Here is a 24,097-nt window from a genome sequence, read left to right as displayed (position 1 = left end):
TGCAACCCTGCGATCCCGGTCAGAGTGACGCTCCAGCGATGAGGAACCGGCGCCGGTGCTGACGACCTATCTCGACATTGGGCAATCCACCCAGGCGATGATCGCGCTGGGCACGGTGGCGGTGATGTTCGTGCTTTTCCTGCGCGAGACCTATCCGACCGAGGTCGTTGCCATAGGCGGCGTCGGGGTTCTTCTGGCGACCGGCGTGCTGCCCTATAGCGCGGGTCTGGAGGTGCTTTCGAACCCGGCGCCCTGGACCATCGCGGCGATGTTTCTCGTCATGGGGGCGCTGGTGCGCACCGGCGCGCTTGCCGCCTTTACCACCGCCGCGCAGCGGGCGGCGGAGCGGCGTCCGAAGCGCGCGATGGCGGGGATCCTCACCGTTGTCATCATCGGCTCGGCCTTTATGAACAATACTCCAATGGTGGTGGTGATGCTGCCGCTGTTCGTGCAATTGTCCAAAACGCTCGGTGTCGCGCCGTCCAAGCTGTTGATCCCGCTCAGCTATGCGGCGATCCTGGGCGGCACGCTGACACTGATCGGCACCTCGACCAACCTGCTTGTGGATGGGGTTGCACGGTCGCAGGGGCTCACACCGTTCACCATTTTCGAAGTCACACCGCTCGCGCTCGTTCTGATCGCCTGGGGGATGTTCTATCTCTGGGCCTTCGGCCGCTACCTGCTGCCTGAAAGAACAAGCATGGCCGCAATGCTCTCGGATCGCTCGAAGATGAAGTTCTTTACCGAAGCCGTGATCCCGCCCGACAGCAACCTGATCGGGCGCGAGGTGCTTGGCGTGCAGCTTTTCCAGCGCGAGGGCGTGCGGCTGATCGACGTGATCCGGGGCGATGCGTCGCTTCGGCGCAATCTGGAAGATGTGCAGCTCCAGGTCGGCGACCGGGTCGTTCTGCGCACGCAAATCGCCGAGCTTCTGAGCCTTCAGAGCAACAAGGAGCTGCGCCGCGTCGATCAGCTTTCAGCGGTCGAGACGACCACGGTGGAGGTGTTGATCACACCGGTCTGCAAGCTGGTGGGGCGTCGGCTCGGTTCGATGCGCCTGCGCCGGCGCTACGGTGTCTACCCGCTCGCCGTGCATCGGCGGAACCAGAATATCGGCCGGCAACTCGACGATCTTGTGGTGCGGGTCGGCGATACGCTGCTTCTGGAAGGCGCGCCCGAGGATATCCAGCGCATGGCCGAAGAGCTCAACCTCGTGGACGTCGGCAAACCCTCGGCCCGCGCCTACCGGCGCAGTCACGCACCCATCGCGCTGGCCGCGCTGGTGGGGCTGGTCGCGCTCGCCGCGCTTGGGGTCGCGCCCATCCTGCCGCTTGCGATCATCGCGGTCGCCGTCGTTCTGCTGACCGGCTGCGTCGATTCGGAAGAGGCCTTCTCCTTCGTCGAGGGCCAGCTTCTCGCTCTGATCTTCGCGATGCTGGCCATTGGTGCGGCGCTGGAAGCTTCCGGCGCTGTCACGCTGATCGTGGAGGGACTGGCGCCCTATCTGGCGAACCTGCCGCCCTGGGCCATTGTCTGGGCGATCTACCTTTTGACCAGCATCCTGACGGAGCTTGTCAGCAACAACGCGGTCGCCGTCGTGATCACCCCGATCGCCATCGGCCTTGCCCAGACGATGGGGTTCGATCCGCGCCCGCTCGTCGTCGCAGTGATGGTGGCGGCGTCCTGCGCTTTCGCCACGCCCATCGGGTATCAGACCAATACGCTGGTCTACGGGCCTGGCGGCTACAGCTTCTCGGATTTTCTCAAGGTCGGTGTGCCGCTCAACCTCAGCGTGGGTATGCTCGCCTCGGCCCTCATTCCGCTCATATGGCCGCTATAGCCCGCCGATGCGTCGACGCATCGGAGCGTTTCCGCCGGTCGAAACGGTGTCAGCCATAGCGCGCCACGAAGCGGCGCAGAATCTCGACCGGAACGGTGACATTGCCGGCATGGCACATGGCGATCAGATCATCCGCTTCGGCGGGGTCGAAATAGCCCTTGTGGCGATAGATACGGATGCGTTCCTCGAACACGCCGGCATCGGCCTCGGGATGGAACTGCGTGGCATAGACATTTTGCCCGTAGCGGATCATCTGGAACGGGCACGGATCCGAGGCAAGAAGATGCACGCAGCCTTCGGGCAAGGCCTGCAAGGCTTCCTTGTGGCCGACGAAGGCGTCGAACCGGTCGGGAAGATCACCGAGCAGCGGATCGCGCGAGCCATCGGCGGTGATGCGGCACGCCACCGGCCCGACCGGCTCGCCGTAGCGCTGCTTGGACACATCGGCGCCCAGATGATGACCGAGGATACCGATCCCGTAGCAGCAGCCCAGAAACGGCACATCATCCTCGGTGATCTGCGGCATGAGCGAGAGGATTTCCGCCTCGATCCGTGCTTCGACGGGATGTTTGTCGCCCGGCGCGTCCGACACGCAGCCCGGCCCGCCCCCGACGATCACACCGGCATAATCCGCAAGGCGCAGATCTTTGGGCAAGAATTCACGGTCAAGGCAGATGCGGTGCACCTGTTCCGGCACCATGCCCCCCTTGTCAAGAAAGGCGCGGTATTCGCCATCGCTGGCATCGGTCTCGGGGCGGAGTTGCAGCAGCAGAAAGGGTCTCATCGGGCCGTCATACGCGGCGCTGCGGCTTGCGCAAGCGGCAAAACGCGAACACTTGTTCCCGAGCCGCGTTCTGCGGTAAGCACGCGGCATATTCCGATACATGACACTGACACGAAGGAACACCATGGCCGGCCATTCCAAATGGGCAAACATTCAGCACCGCAAGGGCCGTCAGGACAAGGTGCGCGCCAAGCTCTTTTCGAAGCTCTCCAAGGAAATCACCGTCGCCGCCAAGATGGGCGACCCCGATCCGGACAAAAACCCGCGCCTGCGCCTGGCGATCAAGGAAGCCAAGTCCAACTCGATGCCGAAGGACAATATCGAGCGCGCGATCAAGAAGGCCTCCGGCGGCGAGGGCGAGGACTACGAGGAAATCCGCTACGAGGGCTATGGCCCGAACGGCGTTGCGGTGATCGTCGAGGCGATGACCGACAACCGCAACCGCACCGCCTCGACCGTGCGTTCCACCTTCACCAAGAACGGCGGCAATCTCGGCGAGACCGGATCGGTCGGGTTCATGTTCGACCGCAAGGGCGAAGTGACCTATCCCGCCGATGCGGGCGATGCCGACACGGTGATGATGGCGGCGATCGAGGCCGGTGCGGAGGATGTGGAATCCTCCGAGGACGGGCATGTCATCTGGTGTGCCGATACCGATCTGAACGAGGTGGCGACCGCGCTGGAGGCGGAACTGGGAGAGTCGGAGTCGACGCGGCTCGTCTGGAAGCCGACCACCACGACCGAGCTCGATCTGGACGGGATGCAATCTCTTATGCGGCTCATCGATGCGCTGGAGGACGATGACGACGTGCAGCGCGTCACGACCAATTTCGAGGCGTCGGACGAGGTGATGGCGCAGCTTTGATCCGGTCTTCGGGCTGGATGTGACCTGCACCCGGGGGGCCAGCCCCCCGGACCCCCCGGGATATTTGGGGCAAGAAGAAAGAAAGCAGGCCGGATGGCGGCCTGTCAGATTTGCTTTTCCGGCATTTGCACGACAAGTCCGTCCAGCGCGTCGGAGACCTTGATCTGGCAGGTCAGTCGGGAGCGTTCGGGGTCTGGTTCGAAGGCGAAATCGAGCATGTCCTCTTCCATGTCGTCTCGCGGCGGCAGTTTTTCGATCCAGTCGGGATGGACATAGACATGGCAGGTCGAGCAGGCACAGGCACCGCCGCAATCGGCCTCGATGCCGGGGATATTGTTGTCGCGTGCGCCTTCCATGACGGTCAGGCCATTGGCGACATCCACGACATGCTCTGTGCCGTCATGCTCGATATAGGTGATCTTTGCCATTCCAGCGCTCTCCCGTTTCCTGATCGCGGCTATACCTAATGCGGTGCGGCGCGCTGTGCCAGCCCCTTTCGAGCGTTCGGAAGCGGCTTGCATGGGCGGACATGTGTTCTATTTTTGTTCCCATGTCGAATCTTTGTTCATATGCGCCCGATCCAAGCCGGGACTGGCCGCGCCCGCCGTCCTGCCTGACCGCCGCGCAGCTTCCGCTGCCGCCGAACGGGGCGCGCGTGGCGGTGGCGGGGCTGGTGATCCTGCGGCAGCGGCCCGGCACGGCCAAGGGGGTGATCTTTCTGACGCTGGAGGACGAGACCGGCACGGTGAACGTCATCGTCTGGCGCAAGATGTATGAGCGGTTTCGCCGTGCGGTGATCGCCGGGCGCATGTTGCGCGTGACGGGGCGGGTGCAACGGGAGGGCGATGTCTGCCATGTCATCGCCGAAGAGATCGAGGATATCTCGGCGCTTCTCGACCGGCTTCTCGAGGAAGGGGCGGAAGCGCTTTCGCCGTGCAGACAAAGCGGCTAGGCTGCGGGCGGGCAGCAACAAGCAGCAGGCGCAGCGATTTTCCGTGATCCGTTCCCCGACCAAGTTCCGGGCCTTCTGGAGCGCCGCGCTGATCGGCCTGATCGGGGCGGGTTGCGCGCCGGACGATCGCGGTGGTGAAGCCTCTGCGGGCGTGCCCGATTTCGCATCCGCGCGGATCGCCCCGCCGCCGGGGGCCGAGCCGGGCAGTTGCTGGGTGCGCGATATCGCCCCTGCCGAGATCGAAACCGTGACGCGGCAGGTCGAAGTGATGCCGGGCGATGCGGATGGCGGGGGCGCGCGCTATCGGACCGAGACAGCGCAGCGGATCGTGCGCGAGCGCGCCGAGGTGATTTTCGAGACCCCCTGCCCCGACATGCTGACGCCGGAGCTTGTCCGGTCGCTCCAGCGGGCGCTTTCGGCGCGCGGGCTGTATCGCGGGACTGTCAGCGGCGAAATGGATCTTGCCACGCGGCGGGCGGTGCGGCGCTATCAGGCGGCGCGAAACCTGCCGAGCGGGCTGTTGTCGCTCTCCACGGCGCGGGCGCTGGGATTGGTCGCCACGCCGCGACAGGAGCTTTGATCCGGGTGGCGAGTCGCGCTGTTTTGCAGTTTCGGGTTTGCAGTTTTGCAAAATCGTGATCCGGCATGTGGTTGCGCGTATAATCCGGCGGGCTTTGCAAAACCGTGGCTGCTGCGCGGCATTGATCTGCAAAGTTTTTGCGGCGATCTGCCGCGCGGTCCGGCGCGGCACTTGCTGCATGGCGTCCATCGCCTTACCCATCGGAAAACGAGCCGTGGAGGAGCGAGGGATGGGATACACAGAGGTTTACGACGCCTGGAAAGCCGATCCGGAAGGATTCTGGATGGAGCAGGCCGGGGCAATCGACTGGACACGCGCGCCGCAAAAGGCGCTGAGCCGGGTGGGCGAGGACCTGTATGAATGGTTCGCCGATGGCCTGACGAATACCTGCTGGAACGCCGTTGACCGTCATGTCGAGGCCGGGCGCGGCGGGCAGGTCGCGATCATTCATGACAGCCCGATCACCGCCACGCTGCACAAGATCACCTATGCCGATCTGCGCAACCGCGTGGCCCGACTGGCGGGCGCGCTCCGCGCCAAGGGGGTGGAAAAGGGCGACCGGGTCATCATCTATATGCCGATGGTGCCCGAGGCGCTGGAGGCGATGCTGGCCTGCGCACGTCTGGGCGCGATCCATTCGGTCGTCTTCGGCGGCTTTGCATCGAGCGAGTTGGCGGTGCGGATCGACGACGCCAAACCCAAGGCGATCATCGCCGCCTCCTGCGGCGTCGAGCCGGGGCGCGTTGTGCATTACAAGCCGCTGCTCGATGGCGCGCTGGAGCAGGCAACCCATCAGCCGGATTTCTGCGTGATCTTCCAGCGCGAACAGGAGGTCGCCCATCTGGAGGAAGGCCGCGATGTGGATTGGCACGGGTTTCAATACGGTGTCGAGCCTGCCGAATGCGTGCCGGTCGAGGGCAATCACCCGGCCTATATCCTCTATACCTCGGGCACCACCGGGGCGCCGAAGGGGGTGATCCGGCATACGGGCGGGCATCTTGTGGCGCTCAACTGGACGATGAAGAACATCTACAATGTCGATCCCGGCGACGTGTTCTGGGCCGCGTCGGATGTGGGCTGGGTCGTCGGGCACAGCTATATCTGCTACGCGCCGCTCATTCACGGCAACACCACCATCGTCTTCGAGGGCAAGCCGATCGGCACGCCGGATGCCGGCACGTTCTGGCGCGTCATTTCCGAGCATAACGTGCGCAGCTTCTTTACTGCGCCGACGGCGTTCCGCGCCGTCAAGCGGGTCGATCCCGAGGGGGAGTTCGTAAAGAAATACGACATCTCCTGCCTGAACGCGATCTACCTGGCCGGCGAGCGCGCCGATCCCGATACGATCGAATGGGCGATGAAAATCAGCGGCAAGCCGGTCTATGACCATTGGTGGCAGACCGAAACCGGCTGGACCATCGCAGGCTACCCGGTCGGGATCGAGAAGCTTCCGGTCAAGATCGGATCGCCGGCGGTTCCGATGCCCGGCTATGATGTGCATATCCTCGACGAGGCAGGTCATGAGGTCACGCCGGGCACGCTGGGGGCGATTGCCGTCAAGCTGCCCCTGCCGCCGGGAGCCTTGCCGAACCTGTGGAATGCCGAGGAGCGGTTCCGCAAATCCTACCTGTCGCATTTCCCCGGCTATTACGAGACGGGCGATGCGGGCATGGTAGACGAAGACGGCTATCTCTACATCATGGCGCGCACCGATGACGTCATCAACGTGGCCGGCCATCGGCTCTCGACGGGGGGGATGGAGGAAGTGCTGGCCGCGCATCCCGATGTTGCGGAATGTGCGGTGATCGGCGTTTCCGACGCGCTCAAGGGGCAACTGCCGTTGGGGTTCGTTTGCCTGACGTCCGGTGTGGACCGCCCGCATGAAGAGATTGCGCGCGAATGTATCGCCATGGTCAGGGAAAAGATCGGACCCGTCGCGGCGTTCAAGCTGTGCGCCGTGGTGGAGCGGCTTCCCAAGACGCGCTCGGGCAAGATATTGCGGGCCACGATGGTCAAGATCGCCGATGGCGAGGATTTCAAGATGCCGGCGACGATTGACGATCCGGCCATTCTGGACGAGATCCGCGATGCCGTGCGGGCATTGGGATACGCCAGCACATAGCGCGTGTTGATGCTTGGGCGCATCAAGGGTTTTCCGAGGTCGGAAAACCGCGCGCGCGACGCGGTCTCTTGAAGCGACTCTCACTCTGCGGCAGGATTGGAGCTGTTTTTCTCAGCGCATTTCTTCAGCCATTTCGAGGTCGCCATGTCTTTACGCGTTTTCATCACAGCTTTGTTTACCTGCCTGGCCGCGCCTGCGGCAGCGCAGGACTGGAACCAACTGGCCTATTATCTGGCTTATATCGGCCCCGAGGACATGCGCAGTTCCCAAGGTCAGCCTCTGCGCAATCTGGGCGGGGTGCTTCAGCAGGACCGTGCCAATTTCCATCGGTTCGGCATCCGGCACGCGCAGGACGAGTTCGATCCGGTCTTTGCCGATCGCAGCTGGCGCGCGCGTATTCCCCAGATGGTCGCGGCCGGGCAGAACGGTCGCGGCAGCCTTGCGCAAATGGCGCGAAACGGTCAGCCGTTTTTCGTGGGCGTTTTCGTGTGCGGCTTCGGCGCATCGCCATCGGTGATCTATCTGCACGGCGCGGGCGAGGATCATTCCGGCTGCTATTGATGTGCCGCGATAAAAAGGGGCGCCAAGCGCGGCGCCCCTTTTCAGCTTGATTTCGCAAATTGGCTCAGTCGTTGTTCTCGATAGACAGCGCGACGAAGCGCGGATCGCCGCCGCGGCGCACCAGAAGCAGGATCGACTTGCGGCCTGCCTCGCGCGCCTCGTCGATCCGGTCTTCGAGATCGCCAAAGGCAAGAACCTGTGCCTGTCCGGCTTCGGTGATCACGTCACCGGCCCGCATGCCTTTCTCGAAGGCTTCGGAGCTCTGATCGACATCCATGACCGCGAGACCCTTGGCGCTGTCGGGCAGTTCCAGCTGTTCGCGGATTTCCGCGTTCAGCGGGCTGAGCGTCAGACCCAGCACGTCCTTGCTCGATGGGGTTTCGTCACCGTCGAGACGTTGCGCGGCCGGAACGGCCTCGGCTTCCTCGCGCCGGCCGAGCGTGACGAGAAGCGTCTTGGTTTCCCCGTCGCGGTTGACGACGACGCGGACGGATTTACCGACGGCGGTGTTGCCGACCTGGCGCACGAGGCTGCGCGTGTCCTCGACCTCGACACCGTCGAAGCTGACGATCACGTCACCGGCTTCCATGCCAGCTTCCATCGCCGGCCCTTCGGGCACGTCGGACACGAGCGCGCCTTTGGCGGATGCCAGACCGAGCGCATCGGCAACATCGTCGGTCACGTCCTGAATGCGCACGCCGAGCCAGCCGCGGCGTGTTTCGCCGAATTCCTTGAGCTGGTCGACGACGCGCGTGACGACGTTCGACGCCATGGAGAAGCCGATCCCGATGGAGCCGCCATTGGGCGACAGGATCGCGGTGTTCACGCCGATCACATCGCCATCCATGTTGAAAAGCGGACCGCCCGAGTTGCCCCTGTTGATCGCGGCGTCGGTCTGGATGTAATCGTCATAGGTGCCGCTCAGCGCACGGTTGCGGGCCGATACGATCCCGGCGGAGACGGAAAAGCCCTGCCCCAGGGGGTTGCCCATCGCCATCACCCAATCGCCGACACGCGCGGTGTCGCTGTCGCCGAAGCTGACGAAGCCGAGCGGCTCCTCGCTTTCGACCTTGAGCAGCGCGATATCGGTGTTCGGGTCTGTGCCGATGATTTCGGCAGGCAGTTCGAACCCTTCGAAAAATTCGACAAGGATTTCATCCGCGCCTTCGATGACGTGGTTGTTCGTCACGACATAGCCGTCTTCGGAGATCACGAACCCCGATCCGAGCGCGGAGGATCGGCGCGGGCGGTCGCCCTGTCCGCCGCGATCCTGAAACTCGCGGAAGAAATCCTCGAAGGGCGATCCGGGCGGCACGATTCCCTGCGGCCCGGTGCGTCCGGGGACGGTTGTTGAGGTGGTGATGTTCACCACGGCCGGGCTGACCTTGTCGGCCAGATCGGCGAAACTTTCGCGGGCGCTCGCGCTCAGCGACCCCGCGAGGATGAGAAAGATCGACAGCGAGGCCAGCCAGAACAGGCGCAGCGGCGTTGTCCGATCCCGTTCGAGTGTGATTGCCTGTGTGTTCAAGGGAAACTCCTTCGTCTTGGGTGATGCGGCAGAAACCATCACCGGCGTTCCATGCGGCCAATTTAGGTGCGGACCGGCAACACGCAATCGCGAATGTGGCGCTTCAAGCGGATGTGAGTTGATTGTGACTGTAGCGGAAACGCCTGCGCCGGGTCAAACCGCGCGCAGGATCCACAGCAACACGATGCCCATGCCAAGAGCCGCGAGCCCGACAAGCCGGCGTGCGTCCAGCGGCATGTCGCGCATCGCTTCCAGCATACGTTCGATGAGCGAAGGGGCCAGCGCATAGGCCAGCCCCTCCACGATCAATACGAGCGCAAGCCCGGTGAGAACCGCGTCGATCAATTCCCGGCCTGACTCTCAGGCGCGGGTTCGGGTGCGGGCTCTTCGGTTTCGGGCTCCGGCTCGGCCTCGACGTCTTCAAGCGATTCCGGCTCACCTTCGAGTTGCACAGCGGTGCTTTCCGCCCCTGGCGCCGCAGGAATGGCCACGCGCGCCGCGTCTTCTACCGAGATCCCGCCGCCTGCGCCTTCCGCAGATTTCAGGTAGTTGAAGAATTCGCTGTCCGGGGCCATCACGAAGGTCGAATTCGACCCTTGCAGAGCACGCTGATAGGCCGTCAGGGAGCGGTAGAATTCGAAGAATTCGGCATCCTGATTGAAGGCATCGGCGAAGATCGAGTTGCGGCGCGCATCGGCCTCACCGCGGATGATCTCGGCCTGGCGATTGGCGTCGGAAACCAGTTCCACGACCGTCCGGTCAGCCTGCGCGCGCACGCGCTGCGCGGCCTCGTTGCCGCGTGCCCGCTCGTCCGTCGCCTCGCGTTCGCGTTCCGCGCGCATCCGGTCGAAGGTCGCGTCGAGGTTCTCGGCCGGAAGGTCCGTCCGCTTGAGCCTCACGTCCACGATCTCGAGGCCGAGCGCCTCGGCTTCCTCGATGGCGCCGTTGCGGATGCGCAGCATCAGCGCGGCGCGGTCGGTGCTCAGGATGTCGTTCGAGCTGACCGAACCGAGAATTTCACGCGTTTCGGAGCGCAGGATCGAATCGAGCCGTGTTTCGGCGGCCGGAATCCCGCCGGGGCCAACGGCCTGACGGAAGCGTTCGACATCCGCGATGCGGTAGCGCGCGAAGGCGTCCACCACGAGGCGGCGATCATCAAGCGGGGTAATTTCCAGCGGATCGATATCGCGGCTCAGAATACGGTCGTCATAGCGCACGACATCCTGAATGAGTGGAATCTTGAATGCCAGACCGGGATCGGATTTGACCGAAACGACACGGCCGAACTGCAGCACCAGCGCGTTCTCGCGCTCATCCACGATGAAGATGGACGACAGCAGGCCCGCGATCACCAGAACAGCAACCGGCAGCAGGTAGGTTGTCTTGCGCATCAATTCGCCTCTTCAGTGTTGTTCGTCGTGTTGCGACGCAATTCGTTGAGCGGAAGATAGGGCACGACGCCATTGCCGCCGCTTTCGGGGTTCTCGTCGAGGATGATCTTGTCCACACGCCCGAACACGTCTTCGAGCGTTTCGAGGTAAAGACGCTTGCGTGTGACTTCGGGCGCATTTTTGTATTCGCCCAGAACGGCAAGGAACCGGCTCGCCTCACCCTGTGCTTCGTTGACGACGCGGGCGCGATAGCCTTCGGCCTGTTCGAGAAGTTGCGCCGCCTCACCGCGCGCTTCGGCCAGAACGCGGTTGGCATAGGCGTCGGCCACATTGCGCAGCCGGTCCCGCTCCTGTTCGGCGGCCTGCACGTCGCGGAACGCGGCGATCACCGGCTCGGGCGGATCGGCCTTGTCGAAGTTCACACGAATAATCGTCACGCCGCTATCATAGCTGTCGAGCGTCGACTGGATCAGTTCCTCCAGACGCGAGGCGATGGCGCCGCGATCCCGGTTCAGGATCGGTGCCAGATCGGACTGCGCGATGATCTCGCGCATGGCCGATTCCGACACGGCGCGGATGGTCGGGCGCGGATCGCGCAGGTTGAACAGGAATTTCGCAGGATCGTTGATGTTCCAGACCACCTGGAAATCGATATCGACGATATTCTCGTCGCCCGTCAGCATCAGCCCGGCATCCGAGCCGCGCGCGCCCACGCCGATATCCTCGGTCTGCTCGCGCGTGACCGGAATGACCTCTGCAGTCACGAAGGGCCAGGGCGCGAAGTTCAGGCCCGGCTGGCCGGTGGAGGAATATTCGCCGAGAAAAAGCTCGACCGATTGTTCTTCGGGCAGGACGCGGTAGAAGCTCGTCCAGGCCCAGAGCGCGACCGCCGCAAGGGCGATCAGCCCGATGGTACCGCCGGTGAACTTGAACCCGTCGCCCCCGTCGCCGGAGCCGCCGGTGCCATTATTGCCGCCGCGACCGCCCATCAGAACGCGCAGGCGTTCCTGGCCCTTTTTCATCAACTCATCGATTTCAGGAATTTGTGGCTGATTGTCCTGCGGGCCGCGCCCGCCGCCGTTCTGACCGCCACGCGGGCGATCCCCGCCGCGATCATCGCCTCCTCTGCCGCCGCCGCCCCACGGGCCGCCACTATTGCCTGCCATCTGATGCTTTCCCCTCTCAGAAGTCATTTATGGTAAGTTTCGCTTTCTAAGCTGTGCGCGATTGCCCGGATTTCAAGCTGTCCGCGTCGGTTTGCGCATGGTCACGATCTCCTCGGCCATCGTCGGATGCACCGCAACCGTGCGGTCGAAATCTTCCTTGGTGGCGCCCATTTTCACGGCAATGCCGGCCATCTGGATCATTTCGCCCGCCGCCGGCGCGACAATGTGACAGCCCAGAACCTTGCGTGTCTGGCGGCTGACCACGAGTTTCATCAGCACGCGGTCCGGCTTCCCGGCAAACGCGGTCTGCATCGGGCGAAAGGACGTGCAATAGATCTCGACCGGCTCCTGTTCGCGCGCGGCTTCCTCGCTCAATCCGACCGTGCCGAATTCGGGCTGCGTGAAGACTGCCGAGGGGATCAGCGCGTGATCCACCGGGGTCGGGTTGCCGTGAAACACGGTTTCGACGAAGGCCATGCCCTCGCGGATCGCCACGGGCGTCAGGTTGACCCGGTCGGTCACATCGCCGATCGCGAAGATCGACGGCACGCCGGTCTGGCTGTATTCGTCGACCTCGATCTGGCCATTGCGCCCAAGCGCCACGCCAAGCTCGCCGAGCCCCATATCGTCGGTATTGGGCCGGCGCCCGGTGGCAAAGAGCACCATATCGAAATCGTTGACCGCGCCATTCGTCGCCTTCACGCGAATCGGGCCGCCGCCGGGGGTGTCGGTCGTCGCGGCGCCGCCGAACTGGACATCCTCGACCGGCGCGCCCATCCCGTCCGAGCCGTTTTCGCCCAGATCGGCAACGCGGTGCATCTCGACAATATTTGTACCGGTGTGCAGATCGATCCCGTTCTCGCACATCGATTCCGCTATCAGGCCGCGCGCCTCCTCATCGAAGCCGCGCAGAATCTGCGCGCCGCGGTAATATTGCGTGACCTTCACGCCCAGCCCGTTGAGGATACAGGCGAATTCGCAAGCGATATAGCCGCCGCCAACGATAAGGATGGTTTCGGGCAACTTCTCCAGATCGAAGATATCGTCGGACACGATGCCAAGATGCGCGTTCGGCATGTCAGGCCGGACGGGGCGGCCGCCGGTGGCGATCAATATGTGTTTCGCGGTCACCGTCTCGCCGGTGGACAGCTCCACGGTGTGCGGATCGCGCAGCCGGGCGCGGGCATCGTAAGCCGTGACGCCCGAGCCGGCGAGCAGCTTGCGATACACCCCTTCGAGCCGGTCGAGCTCGGCATGAAGCCGCTGTTGGAAGGCGGGCCAGTCGAACGCGCCCGGCTCGATATTCCAGCCGAAGCTGGCCGCCTCTTCGGTCACGCCGGCATAGCCGCTGGCGAACACCATCAGTTTCTTGGGAACGCAGCCGCGAATGACGCAGGTGCCGCCGTAGCGATCCTCCTCGGCCAGCGCCACTTTCGCCCCGGCCTCGCCCGCCGCGACGCGCGCGGCGCGCACACCGCCGGACCCTCCGCCGATCACGAATAGATCGTAGTCGAATTCGCTCATGCCCTGCTCCTTTGATCGCCTCGCAGAGATATTTCACAGGCGCTCCGGGATTGCCAGACGGCCGGGCCGGCGGCCCTAGTCGCCCAGATCGGAGAACAGGTTTTCGTCTTCGACCAGATCTACGCGATCCTCGCTCACCGTCCCGGCATTGATATCGCGCGTCTCGACCCGCCCATCGGGATAGCCGACGATCACCTTGTCGCATAGATCGATGAAAAGGCCGTTTTCCACCACGCCGGGCATCTGGTTTAGCGCCATAGCGAGTTGGCGCGCGTTTCCGATGCGGCTCAGGTGAAGATCGAGGATATGGTTGCCCTCATCGGTGCGGAACGGCTCTTCGCCGTTCATGCGCAGGGTGATCTTGCGCCCCATCACATCGGCCGAAACCAGAAGCTCCTCGACGAGCATCTGTGTTGTCGTCCAGCCAAAGGGGATCACCTCGATCGGGAGGGGAAAGGCGCCAAGGGTTCCGACTTCCTTGGCGGCATCGGCGATGATCACGACCTGTTCGCTGGCGGCCGCGACGATCTTTTCCTGCAGGAGCGCACCGCCCCCGCCCTTGATCAGGTTGAGATCGGCATCGAACTCGTCGGCCCCGTCGATCGTCAGATCGAGCATTTTCGCTTCGTCGAGCGAGATGATCTCGATCCCGACGTCACGCGCCAGGCGGGCGGTGCGGCTGGAGGTCGGCACGCCCTGGATGCGCAGCCCTTCGCTTTGCACCCGCTCGCCCAGATGGCGCACCAGCCAGGCGGCGGTCGATCCGGTGCCGAGCCCGACACGCATATCGTTCTCCACCAGATCCGCCGCGCGTCTGGCGGCGACGAACTTGGCCTTGTCGATGGGTGACAATTCTCCGGTCATGGGGCAGCTCCTTGATCGATCTGCGCGCCTTATAGGGGTTCGTTGCCGAATGGGCGAGACCGAAAAGCCGCGCCTACACCCATCAGGGCGGCGCGAATGCCGGGGCCGGGGCGCTGCCGGGCGCCGCGCTTCCGGCGGGCGGAAGGAGCGTTGTCGTCACGGGGCTTGCCAAAGGCAACGCCACCTGCTCCGCGTTCACCAGATGGGGCGCGAAGGCCCATGCCAGTATCGCCAGCGCCGTGCCGATCCAGGCGAGTTTGTCGATCCCGTTCGTCATGTTGCGTGCCCCCGCAGATGATGTCATGCCGTCAGCTTGGCCCGAGAAGGTAAACAGGGCGTTTAGGCACAACGCATTTTCATCCCCGAATGACGTTTTCCGTGCAACGCACGCGGGCGCGGCACGGTAAAGAGCCTGAAACCTTCAGGGAAAGGAGCGCGAAGAGCATGTTTCTATCGGTTTTCGAGATGTTCAAGGTCGGTATCGGTCCGTCTTCGTCGCACACGATGGGACCGATGGTCGCCGCGTCCCGCTTCCTCGACCGTCTCCGCGCGGCCCCGTTCCGCGCATCGGGCGTGAACGCGACGCTGCACGGATCGCTTGCCTTCACCGGCGTCGGCCATGCGACCGATCGGGCGACGATACTCGGACTGGCCGGTTTCGTGCCTGAAACCTACGATAACGCGGCTGCCGAAGCGGCATTGGCAGGTATCCGGCAGGAAAAACGGCTTATTCCCGAAGGTCTTGAGCCGCTGTGTTTCGATCCGGAAACCGATCTGCATTTCGATTTCGGTCCGAACCTGCCCGGCCACGCCAACGCGATGGTGCTGAGGGCCACGGACGCGCAGGGCGACGTGATCCTTCAGGAAACCTATTTCTCCATCGGCGGCGGGTTCGTGATGACCGAGGCGGAACTTGCCGCCGGCAAAGACACCGATGACGGCCCGCCGGTGCCCTACCCGTTCAAATCGGCCGCCGAGATGCTGCGCATGTCCTCCGCGACCGGGCTGAGCATTGCCCAGATGAAACGGGCGAACGAACTGTCCCGGCGAAGCGCGCAAGAGCTCGATAGCGGGATCCAAAGGCTTTGGGACGTGATGGACGATTGCATCACCCGCGGGCTTCGGACCGATGGCACGCTGCCCGGCGGTCTGAGCGTCAAACGGCGGGCCAAGGGCATTTACGACAAGCTGATCGCCGATCGCGGGCTGAACCAAAGCCCGCCTCACACAATCAATGACTGGATGAGCGTTTACGCGATGGCGGTGAACGAGGAGAACGCCGCCGGCGGGCAGGTCGTCACCGCGCCGACGAACGGGGCGGCGGGCGTGGTGCCGGCGACCATTCGTTATTGGCTCGACCATGTGCCGGGCGCGAGCCGTGCGCGGATCCCGGAATTCCTGCTGACGGCGGCGGCAATCGGCGGGCTGGTCAAATACAACGCCTCGATCAGCGGCGCCGAGGCCGGATGCCAGGCCGAGGTCGGCAGCGCGAGTGCGATGGCGGCTGCGGGGATATGCGCGGTGATGGGCGGCACGCCGGCGCAGATCGAGAACGCGGCGGAAATCGCGCTGGAGCACCATCTCGGCATGACCTGCGATCCGGTCAAGGGGCTGGTCCAAGTGCCCTGCATCGAGCGCAACGGGCTTGGCGCGATCAAGGCGGTGTCTGCGGCCAGCCTGTCCTTGCGCGGGGATGGAACGCATTTCGTGCCGCTCGATTCGGCCATCGAGACGATGCGCCAGACGGGGGAGGACATGCATGAGCGCTACAAGGAAACGTCGCTCGGCGGTCTGGCAGTGAACATTCCCAATTGCTGAGGGGTTATGCTTTCCCCTTGACGCAAAACCATGACTTAGCGGAATGACGCTTACGGGAGCGTTGACAGCGGCACTCAACCGAGAGTAGCGTCGCTCAATGACGCAAGATCGCCCCCTCCTCGGAATACTCCTGATGCTCGGCTTCTGCATCGCCGCCCCGGTGGGCGACGCGCTGGCCAAGATCCTCTCCGAACGGGTGTCGCTCGGGCAGCTTCTTCTGGTCCGCTTCGCGGTTCAGGCGTTGGTGCTGGTTCCCATCGTCGCGGTGACGGGCCGAGCCTGGAGGATGTCGCCAAGCGTTTTTGCGGTGACGTTTCTCAGAACGCTCATGCTGATCCTGGGGATCGGCATGATGGTCACGGCGCTCTATTACTTACCGTTGGCCGATGCCGTGGCGATCGCTTTCGTCATGCCGTTCATGATGCTCGTGCTTGGTCATTATGTTTTGAAGGAAGAGGTCGGGTCGCGGCGGCTCATCGCCTGCGCCGTCGGGTTCGCGGGCACGCTTCTGGTCGTGCAGCCGTCGTTTCAACAGGTCGGCTGGCCGGCGCTCCTGCCGCTCGGCGTTGCTTTGAACTTCTCGCTTTTCATGCTGATCACGCGCCAGATCGCCAAGCAGACCGATCCCATCGGGTTGCAGGCGGTGTCCGGTGTGATGGCGGTCGTGCTCATCGCGCCTGTCCTGTTCGTTCTGCCGCACCCTCCCGTGCCGGCGCTCGAATGGAACGCCGCGCCGGGACTGACGAGTTGGGCGCTGCTCGGCGCGATCGGGCTCAGCGGCACGACAGCGCATCTGCTCATGACCTGGTCGCTGCGCTATGCACCTTCGGCAACGCTGGCGCCGATGCAATATCTCGAAATTCCCATTGCGACGGTCATCGGCTTTGCCGTGTTCGGGGATCTGCCGAACACTCTGGCCACAATCGGCATCAGCATCACCATCGCCTCGGGTCTCTATATCGTGCTCAGGGAGCAGGCCACATCGCGTCGCACTGCGCCAGAGCCGATTGCAACGCCGACCGTTCCGACGCCGGCAGAATAAGCAGCATCCCGGGCATCTGCATGGTCAATGAAACCGGGCCAAGTGCCCGGTTCGACGTGCCGGTGCGCGTATCCGGCGCAAAACTCAATCCGTCGATGGGCCATGTCAGCCCGGTAGAGCGGCCCCGAAGTTCGCGCATCGGGAAAAGCGAAACGCGCGTTCCGGGCTGCAGGGAGATGTCGAGATGCGGCGGCAGGTGAACGATCACATCGTCCTCCCCAACCAGCAAAACCGCGCGCTGCGGGTAGCGGCACAGCACTGTCATCGCCGCCAGCATATGATCCACGCGCCGGCCGAGGAACCCGATCCCGATGGTCAGCGGAGCGTCAATGGATCGCAGCGCCTTGTCGAAATCGGTGCTGTCCTGCTCTGCGATGTGGCGGACACGGTCCGGCGGAAGCGCGCCGCGCGCAGCCGGTGACACCGAATCCAGATCGCCGATCAGGGCATCCGGCGTATGCCCGATCTCGTGAAGCCAGTCCGCGCCGCTATCGGCCGCGACAACCTGCGCCGCCTCGACCAATAGCTGCCGAAGTTGCCGATTGTCGCCGCCGGCGCCACCAACGAGGAGCACCGTGCCATCGGAGCGAACAATAGAGCCATTCATGGCGGTTTAATGGCGCTTCGCGAAACAAATCACAATCGCGCCATGAAATGATACCGTCAGAGGCACAGATTCGTTGCGCTTTGGTCTTGGTAAACATGCTAACAGGGCAGATGCAGAGATTTGGAAAGCGAGTGATGTTATGATGAGTTCGAACAAGATACTCACCGTATCCTACGGCACCTTCTCATGTACGCTCGAAGGGTTTGACCGCTCGTTCGACACTATGAAGGCGATTGCGGAGTACTTCCGCGATCTCGCGCAGGATGATCGCTATTTCGGCGCCGAACCACCCACTCCGGATGCCGAAATGCTCGCTCGTATCGCCGAACGCGAAATCGAACGGCGCGTCGAGGCTCGGTTCGAAAAGGGCAATCTCGTCCTGCGCCCAACCGAAGATGCCGAAGCGCCGCATGGGGATGTCGCGCCGGACAAGCCGACGGAGGATGACGCCGCGATGACCGAGGCGCCTGCCAGCGTTCCGGTCGTCGCGGAGGCGCCGGTCGCCGATATGGCGGGTGACACGTCGCAGGATGACGAAGAAGACATCGCCGCATCCGATCCGGCCGCGGATACGTTGGCCGAGTTCGACGAACCGGACGCGCCGGACCTCGACGAGGTGATCGCGGAGCAACCTGAAGCGGAAACCGGCGAGACGGAACGCGTTCTGGACGAGACGCATAACGTGCGCGAGGATGAAGGAGAGCTTGCTTCAGCCGACGACACGCCATCCTATGAAGATGCAGCGATCGAATGGGATGCCGAGGACGACGAAGAGACAAGCCTCGCCCCAAGCACCGAGAGCGTTGCCGACAAGCTGCAACGAATTCGCGCAGTCGTAGCCTCGCGCGCGCAGGACGATCCCGAATATATCGAGGACGAACACGCAAGTGCAACGGCGCAAGAGCCCTCTGCCGACGAGGCGGCGTCTGTGGATGAGCCGCTCGAAGAAGAAGAGGAGTGGGACGAAAACGCCGACAACCTCTTTGCGGACACGATTGCCGCCTTGGTCAATGACCGGATCGAAGAGGATGAGGACGAGCGCGAGATTGCTCAAGGGAGTGAACCCGAAAGCGCCTCCGAAGCCGAGAACGACGCACTGAGCGAGATCGAAGCGTTGCGCGCCAGGATCGCAGAACTGGAGGCTCAGGCCGCCGCGAGCGAGGATGCAGCGGAGGAAGAACCCGAACTTTCGCAGGACGCTGCCGTAGAGCGGGAACCGGACGAAATGGCGGATGCCGAACCGGTGGAACACGATGCACCCGCTGCGGAAGCACGCGCCGAGGATGACCCCCCCGCCATTGTCGCCCGTGTCGGCAAGGCGAAACGCAGCGATGTCGAGGCAGCGCTCGCCAGCGGCGTGATCGAGGAATATGACGAGGCAGCGGGTGCGGACCCGGTTCCCGACAGCGATGACAGCACGCTCAGTCCGGAGCAGGAAGCCGAATTGAAGCGTGAACTTGCCGAGCTACAGGCTGAGATCGAGGAAGACGAGGACTGGAATTTCGGCGATACAGACGGCTCTGAAACCGCAGATCACGCGCGGATCGACGACGAGGCGGAGGCGAATATCCGCAAGGCCGTCAAGATGACGAGCCCGGGGCGTGCGATGCTGACAGATAGCGCGATCGAAGCGGATGATCCTTCCGTCGACCGCCTGATCGACCAGACCGAAACCGAGATGGACGAACCCGAAGGCAACCGTCGCCGCAGCGCCATCGCGCATCTGCGCGCCGCCGTCGCTGCCACCAAGGCGGACCGGCTTCTGGGCCGCGGCAAGAAAGACGCCGACGAGGAAGAGCCCTATCGCGAAGATCTCGCGGATGCGGTTCGCCCGCGCAGGCCCAGCCTGACGCAAGCCCGCTCGGAGCGCCCCGCCCCGGTGCGCCCGGCGCCGCTCAAGCTGGTGGCCGAGCAGCGCGTCGATGTCGAGGCCGAGCCCGACGCCGCCCCCGTGCGCCCCCGCCGCGTCATTCGGGCCGAGGACACGGCCCCGCTCGCCGCCGATATGTCGGACGATTCGGGCTTCGCCGAATTCGCCGAACAGGCCGGCGCGCATACTCTGCCCGAACTGCTCGAAGCGGCGGCGGCCTATATGTCCTTCGTGGAGGGCCGCGACCAATTCTCGCGCCCGCAACTGATGACGAAGCTGCACCAGGCCGAAGGCGAGGCCAGCTCGCGCGAGGAACGTCTGCGCAGTTTCGGTCAGCTTCTGCGCGACGGGAAGATCGAGAAGAAAGGCGGAGGCCGGTTCGCCGCATCCGACAATATCGGCTTCAAACCGAGTTCCCGCGCGGCGGGCTAAGGAAAGGGGCCGCATGGCCCCTTTTTCGTGTCAGGATCGATCATCGTCAGGGTCGGGTTGCCCGATACCCTGAAAGACGAACTTGAACGGCAAGGCCCAGACGATACCGAGCACGACATAGACGACCAGCTCGAGCCAGAATGGCGGACGCTCCAGCCACCCCAGAACAGTCACACAGGCCACGACGTAAAGCGGCAACCCCACGAGCAGGATCACCAGGGACCATCTTCTGCGTGCCTTGTAACTCAGCGCCATCATTTGTTCCCGCCGCTCAATCGGCGAATGGATCGGTCACGAGGATCGTATCCTCCCGCTCGGGTGAGGTGGAAAGTAGCGCCACCGGACATTCGATCAACTCCTCGACCCGGCGCACGTATTTGATCGCCTCGGCTGGCAGATCCGCCCAGGAGCGCGCGCCTTCGGTTGACTGGCTCCAGCCCGGCATCTCCTCGTAGATCGGGATGCACCGCGCCTGGCTCTCGGCGGCGGTGGGCAGATAGTCGAGCCGTTCGCCATCGAGATCGTAGCCGACGCAGATCTTCAGCGTTTCGAACCCGTCCAGCACATCGAGCTTGGTCAGCGATATGCCGTTGACGCCCGATGTCGCGCAGGTCTGGCGCACGAGACAGGCATCGAACCAGCCGCAGCGCCGCTTGCGGCCCGTGGTCGTGCCGAATTCATGCCCGCGCTCGCCGAGCCGCTGGCCATCCGCATCCTCAAGCTCGGTCGGGAACGGGCCTTCCCCGACACGGGTGGTGTAGGCCTTCACGATGCCCAGAACGTAATCGATGGCGCCCGGCCCAATCCCGACACCGGTTGCCGCCTGCCCCGCGATCACGTTGGAGGATGTCACGAAAGGATAGGTGCCGAAATCGATGTCGAGCAGCGCGCCCTGCGCCCCTTCGAAAAGGATACGCCGGCCTGCCTTGCGCTTCTCGTTCAGCACCTTCCAGACCGGCGCGGCAAAGGGCAGGATCCGCGCGGCGATCTCGCGCAACGCCTCGATGAGCGCATCGCGATCCACAGGCGCGATGCCCAGCCCCCTGCGCAGCGGATCGTGATGCTGAAGCGCGCGGTCCACCCGCGCCTCCAGCGTCGCCGCATCGGCCAGATCGGCAACGCGCACGGCGCGGCGGCCCACCTTGTCTTCGTAGCACGGCCCGATGCCGCGCCCCGTGGTGCCGATCTTGGTGCCTTTGCTCGCCGCTTCCTCGCGCGCACGGTCGAGCTCGCCATGAATGGGCAGGATCAGCGGCGTGTTCTCGGCGATCATCAGCGTTTCTGGCGTGATCTCGACCCCTTGGGCGCGAATGGTCTCGATCTCGCGCATCAGATGCCACGGATCGAGCACCACCCCGTTGCCGATCACGCTGAGCTTGCCGCTCCGCACCACACCGGACGGCAGCGCATGCAGCTTGTAGACCGCGCCATCGATCACCAGCGTATGCCCGGCATTATGCCCACCCTGGAAACGGCAAATCACATCGGCCCGCTCCGAAAGCCAGTCCACGATCTTGCCCTTGCCCTCGTCGCCCCATTGCGCGCCAACGACCACCACATTCGCCATGTTGCCGATCCTCGTTCCCGATAGCCTGTGTCAAACCCGCGCCGGTATAGCGGCCCTCGCCGCAGGGCGAAAGACGATAAAGCCGCCCCCCAGCGTTCCGCCCCCGCTTCTTCTCGTAAAAAATACTCAAATGCGACCGGCCTCCGCCGGGCGAGCCGGTTGATAGTCAGGATATAGCGGCAAACGCCCGCCCTGCCCGCCGTTTCTTTTCCCGCCCCGCATCAGGATCACGGGTTGCGCGATTGGCCCGTTCCCCCTAGATACCAGCCTGTCCCGAAGGCAGACCGGATCAACCATGGAAAACGTCGTTCTCATCATCCACCTCCTCCTTGCGCTGTCGCTGATCGGCGTCGTGCTGCTACAGCGCTCCGATGGCGGCGGGCTCGGCGCGATGGGCGGCGGGGGCGGCGGCGCGGTGAGCGCACGCAGCAAGGCCACCGGTCTGGGCAAGCTGACGTGGATCCTCGCCATCGCCTTCATCTGCACCTCGCTGATCCTGACGGTGATCGCGGCGCAGAACGCGTCGGGCAGTTCCATCATGGACCGGTTCGGCGGCGCCGATGAGGTGCCGGCCGAAGAGCCGGCAGGCGGGATCGATCCCGAAGGCCTCCTGCCTCCGCCGAGCGCGGGCGAGACCAACATGCCTCTCGTGCCGAGCGCCGACTGAATTCGCCCTTTTCCGGCGCAAGCACCGGTTTGCGCTGGATTTTCCGTGACCGCCTTATTTGATACCACCCCTTGAGGCGTTCGCCCCATTCTCAACAGCATCTTGGGCGCGGCTTGCCTTTCGCAGCCGAATCCCTTACCCGTCAAATCCCGTGATACCGCGCGGCTCCGGCATGCGTGGGCACTCGATTTGCAGGCATATCGCGGGAGTTTTCACCCTATGGCACGCTTTATCTTCATCACCGGCGGCGTGGTGTCCTCTCTCGGCAAGGGGCTTGCCTCGGCAGCGCTCGGCGCGCTCTTGCAGGCGCGGGGCTACTCGGTGCGGCTGCGCAAGCTCGACCCCTATCTGAACGTCGATCCCGGCACGATGTCGCCTTTCGAGCATGGCGAGGTGTTCGTGACCGACGACGGCGCGGAAACCGATCTCGATCTGGGCCATTACGAACGCTTTACCGGCGTGCCGGCGCGAAAGACCGACAGTATCTCGTCGGGGCGCATCTACACTAACGTGCTCGAGAAGGAACGGCGCGGCGATTACCTCGGCAAGACGATCCAGGTGATTCCCCATGTCACCAACGAGATCAAGGATTTCATCTCCATCGGCGAGGATGAGGTCGATTTCATGCTCTGCGAGATCGGCGGAACGGTGGGCGATATCGAGGGCCTGCCCTTTTTCGAGGCGATCCGCCAGTTCAGCCAGGACAAGCCGCGCGGGCAGTGTCTCTTCATGCACCTGACGCTGCTGCCCTACATCAAGGCGTCCGGCGAGTTGAAGACGAAGCCGACCCAGCACAGCGTCAAGGAGCTGCGCTCCATCGGACTGGCCCCCGACATCCTCGTCTGCCGGTCCGAAGGGCCGATCCCGGCCAAGGAGCGCGAGAAGCTGGCGCTGTTCTGCAACGTGCGCCCCGATAGCGTGATCGCCGCGCAGGATCTGAAATCCATCTACGAGGCGCCGCTGGCCTATCATCGCGAAGGGCTCGACCAGGCCGTGCTCGACGCGTTCCAGATCACGCCCGCTCCCAAGCCCAACCTTGCCAAGTGGGACGATGTGGCCGATCGCATCTACAACCCCGAGGGCGAGGTGAATATCGCCATCGTCGGCAAGTATATCCAGCTCGAGGATGCGTATAAATCCATCGCCGAGGCGCTGACGCATGGCGGCATGGCCAACCGCGTCAAGGTGAATGTGCAATGGGTGGATTCGGAAATCTTCGATCGCGAGGATCCCGCCGCCCATCTCGAAGGCTTCCACGCCATCCTCGTGCCGGGCGGCTTCGGTGAGCGCGGCACCGAAGGCAAGATCAAGGCGGCGCAATTCGCGCGCGAGCACAAGGTGCCCTATCTCGGAATATGCCTCGGTATGCAGATGGCCGTGATCGAGGCCGCACGGAATGTCGCCAAACTTCCCGACGCGGGGTCGGAGGAGTTCGATCACGAGGCCGGCAAGAAACGCTTTACGCCGGTCGTCTACCATCTCAAGGAATGGGTGCAGGGCAACGAGAAAGTCAATCGCTCGGTTCTGGATGACAAGGGCGGCACGATGCGCCTCGGCGCCTACGATGCGGTGCTGACGGAGGGCTCGAAGGTCGCGCAGGTCTATGGCAGCACGAGGATCGACGAACGCCACCGCCACCGCTACGAGGTCGATATCCAGTATCGCGAGGCGCTGGAGAAAGCAGGGCTGTGCTTTTCCGGCATGAGCCCCGACGGGCGCCTTCCGGAAATCATCGAATGGCCCGATCACCCGTGGTTCATCGGCGTTCAGTTCCACCCCGAATTGAAGTCCAAACCGTTTGATCCGCATCCCTTGTTCAAGGATTTCGTGCGGGCGGCGAAGGATGTTTCGCGGTTGGTGTAAAGTTTTTCGTCACGTCGAAGAGTAACGCAGCCTCAAGGCTGTGTAACCGCCGCG

Annotated in this window: 23 protein-coding genes; 11 read left to right on the top strand and 12 right to left on the bottom strand. The window is 63.8% G+C overall.

The window, feature by feature from the left end:
* The first annotated feature begins 97 nt into the window (after positions 1–97).
* The gene (locus M3465_RS08825) at positions 98–1,840 is read left to right on the top strand and encodes an SLC13 family permease (protein ID WP_249501626.1); all 1,743 of its coding nucleotides are present in this window, start codon (positions 98–100) and stop codon (positions 1,838–1,840) included.
* 49 nt (positions 1,841–1,889) lie between these two features.
* Here M3465_RS08825 and M3465_RS08820 read toward each other — a convergent pair whose 3' ends face one another.
* Entirely contained in the window at positions 1,890–2,624 is a 735-nt protein-coding gene (locus M3465_RS08820; RefSeq protein ID WP_249501361.1) for a glutamine amidotransferase, read from the bottom strand.
* A gap of 124 nt (positions 2,625–2,748) precedes the next feature.
* On the opposite strand from M3465_RS08820, the gene M3465_RS08815 reads away from it, so the two are divergent.
* On the top strand, positions 2,749–3,489 hold the full coding sequence (locus M3465_RS08815; RefSeq protein ID WP_249501625.1) for a YebC/PmpR family DNA-binding transcriptional regulator: 741 nt from the start codon (positions 2,749–2,751) through the stop codon (positions 3,487–3,489).
* Between the two features lie 104 nt (positions 3,490–3,593).
* Here the strand turns inward: M3465_RS08815 and M3465_RS08810 are convergent, their stop codons facing one another.
* Positions 3,594–3,917, bottom strand: a complete 324-nt coding sequence (locus M3465_RS08810) for a 2Fe-2S iron-sulfur cluster-binding protein (protein WP_249501360.1) — start codon at positions 3,915–3,917, stop codon at positions 3,594–3,596.
* 122 nt (positions 3,918–4,039) lie between these two features.
* Between M3465_RS08810 and M3465_RS08805 the strand changes: the two genes are divergently transcribed.
* The 4 genes from M3465_RS08805 (at position 4,040) to M3465_RS08790 (ending at position 7,704) form a co-directional block, all read left to right on the top strand.
* Positions 4,040–4,441, top strand: a complete 402-nt coding sequence (locus tag M3465_RS08805; RefSeq protein ID WP_249501359.1) for an OB-fold nucleic acid binding domain-containing protein — start codon at positions 4,040–4,042, stop codon at positions 4,439–4,441.
* Between the two features lie 43 nt (positions 4,442–4,484).
* On the top strand, positions 4,485–5,021 hold the full coding sequence (locus tag M3465_RS08800; RefSeq protein ID WP_249501358.1) for a peptidoglycan-binding domain-containing protein: 537 nt from the start codon (positions 4,485–4,487) through the stop codon (positions 5,019–5,021).
* A 229-nt stretch (positions 5,022–5,250) separates the two neighbouring features.
* A complete protein-coding gene (gene prpE, locus M3465_RS08795) occupies positions 5,251–7,143 on the top strand; it encodes a propionate-CoA ligase PrpE (RefSeq protein ID WP_249501357.1) in 1,893 nt (630 codons plus the stop codon).
* Positions 7,144–7,287: 144 nt separating this feature from the next.
* A complete protein-coding gene (locus tag M3465_RS08790; protein ID WP_249501356.1) occupies positions 7,288–7,704 on the top strand; it encodes a hypothetical protein in 417 nt (138 codons plus the stop codon).
* Positions 7,705–7,768: 64 nt separating this feature from the next.
* On the opposite strand, the gene M3465_RS08785 is transcribed toward M3465_RS08790, so the two are convergent.
* The 7 genes from M3465_RS08785 to M3465_RS08755 form a co-directional block, all read right to left on the bottom strand.
* On the bottom strand, positions 7,769–9,271 hold the full coding sequence (locus tag M3465_RS08785; protein WP_249501355.1) for a DegQ family serine endoprotease: 1,503 nt from the start codon (positions 9,269–9,271) through the stop codon (positions 7,769–7,771).
* A gap of 114 nt (positions 9,272–9,385) precedes the next feature.
* On the bottom strand, positions 9,386–9,574 hold the full coding sequence (locus M3465_RS08780) for a DUF2065 domain-containing protein (RefSeq protein WP_249501624.1): 189 nt from the start codon (positions 9,572–9,574) through the stop codon (positions 9,386–9,388).
* Entirely contained in the window at positions 9,574–10,623 is a 1,050-nt protein-coding gene (gene hflC / locus M3465_RS08775) for a protease modulator HflC (protein ID WP_249501354.1), read from the bottom strand. Before hflC ends, M3465_RS08780 begins: the two co-directional genes overlap by 1 nt.
* The gene (gene hflK, locus M3465_RS08770; RefSeq protein ID WP_249501353.1) at positions 10,623–11,789 is read right to left on the bottom strand and encodes an FtsH protease activity modulator HflK; all 1,167 of its coding nucleotides are present in this window, start codon (positions 11,787–11,789) and stop codon (positions 10,623–10,625) included. Before hflK ends, hflC begins: the two co-directional genes overlap by 1 nt.
* A gap of 72 nt (positions 11,790–11,861) precedes the next feature.
* The gene (locus M3465_RS08765) at positions 11,862–13,313 is read right to left on the bottom strand and encodes an FAD-dependent oxidoreductase (RefSeq protein ID WP_249501352.1); all 1,452 of its coding nucleotides are present in this window, start codon (positions 13,311–13,313) and stop codon (positions 11,862–11,864) included.
* Between the two features lie 75 nt (positions 13,314–13,388).
* Positions 13,389–14,177 (bottom strand): ribose-5-phosphate isomerase RpiA, encoded by a 789-nt coding sequence (gene rpiA, locus M3465_RS08760; RefSeq protein ID WP_249501351.1) that lies wholly within the window; start codon positions 14,175–14,177, stop codon positions 13,389–13,391.
* 82 nt (positions 14,178–14,259) lie between these two features.
* The gene (locus tag M3465_RS08755; RefSeq protein WP_249501350.1) at positions 14,260–14,481 is read right to left on the bottom strand and encodes a hypothetical protein; all 222 of its coding nucleotides are present in this window, start codon (positions 14,479–14,481) and stop codon (positions 14,260–14,262) included.
* Positions 14,482–14,621: 140 nt separating this feature from the next.
* Between M3465_RS08755 and M3465_RS08750 the strand changes: the two genes are divergently transcribed.
* Together M3465_RS08750 and M3465_RS08745 are read left to right on the top strand one after the other, a co-directional pair.
* The gene (locus M3465_RS08750) at positions 14,622–15,995 is read left to right on the top strand and encodes an L-serine ammonia-lyase (protein ID WP_249501349.1); all 1,374 of its coding nucleotides are present in this window, start codon (positions 14,622–14,624) and stop codon (positions 15,993–15,995) included.
* Positions 15,996–16,092: 97 nt separating this feature from the next.
* Positions 16,093–17,037: a DMT family transporter gene (locus M3465_RS08745; protein ID WP_249501348.1), complete on the top strand. Its 945-nt coding sequence runs from the start codon at positions 16,093–16,095 to the stop codon at positions 17,035–17,037.
* On the opposite strand, the gene M3465_RS08740 is transcribed toward M3465_RS08745, so the two are convergent.
* A complete protein-coding gene (locus tag M3465_RS08740; RefSeq protein ID WP_249501347.1) occupies positions 16,961–17,644 on the bottom strand; it encodes a thiamine diphosphokinase in 684 nt (227 codons plus the stop codon). The two genes, M3465_RS08745 and M3465_RS08740, sit on opposite strands and share 77 nt — an antisense overlap.
* Before the next feature lie 139 nt (positions 17,645–17,783).
* Between M3465_RS08740 and M3465_RS08735 the strand changes: the two genes are divergently transcribed.
* The gene (locus tag M3465_RS08735; protein ID WP_502846104.1) at positions 17,784–19,946 is read left to right on the top strand and encodes a hypothetical protein; all 2,163 of its coding nucleotides are present in this window, start codon (positions 17,784–17,786) and stop codon (positions 19,944–19,946) included.
* Positions 19,947–19,976: 30 nt separating this feature from the next.
* Here the strand turns inward: M3465_RS08735 and M3465_RS08730 are convergent, their stop codons facing one another.
* Together M3465_RS08730 and M3465_RS08725 are read right to left on the bottom strand one after the other, a co-directional pair.
* Positions 19,977–20,201: a DUF2842 domain-containing protein gene (locus M3465_RS08730; protein ID WP_249501345.1), complete on the bottom strand. Its 225-nt coding sequence runs from the start codon at positions 20,199–20,201 to the stop codon at positions 19,977–19,979.
* 16 nt (positions 20,202–20,217) lie between these two features.
* Complete coding sequence (locus tag M3465_RS08725; RefSeq protein WP_249501344.1) at positions 20,218–21,513, bottom strand: adenylosuccinate synthase; 1,296 nt, start codon at positions 21,511–21,513, stop codon at positions 20,218–20,220.
* Between the two features lie 295 nt (positions 21,514–21,808).
* Here M3465_RS08725 and secG point away from each other — a divergent pair, with 295 nt between their 5' ends.
* Positions 21,809–22,180, top strand: a complete 372-nt coding sequence (secG, locus tag M3465_RS08720) for a preprotein translocase subunit SecG (RefSeq protein ID WP_249501343.1) — start codon at positions 21,809–21,811, stop codon at positions 22,178–22,180.
* Positions 22,181–22,399: 219 nt separating this feature from the next.
* The gene (gene pyrG, locus M3465_RS08715; protein ID WP_249501342.1) at positions 22,400–24,043 is read left to right on the top strand and encodes a CTP synthase; all 1,644 of its coding nucleotides are present in this window, start codon (positions 22,400–22,402) and stop codon (positions 24,041–24,043) included.
* The last annotated feature ends 54 nt before the right edge of the window (positions 24,044–24,097 follow it).

It is taken from the genome of Marivita sp. GX14005 (genome assembly GCF_023370775.1).
Lineage (GTDB): Bacteria > Pseudomonadota > Alphaproteobacteria > Rhodobacterales > Rhodobacteraceae > Marivita.
Note: the sequence above shows the minus strand (reverse complement) of the source record. Positions and strands in the feature narration are given on the sequence as shown.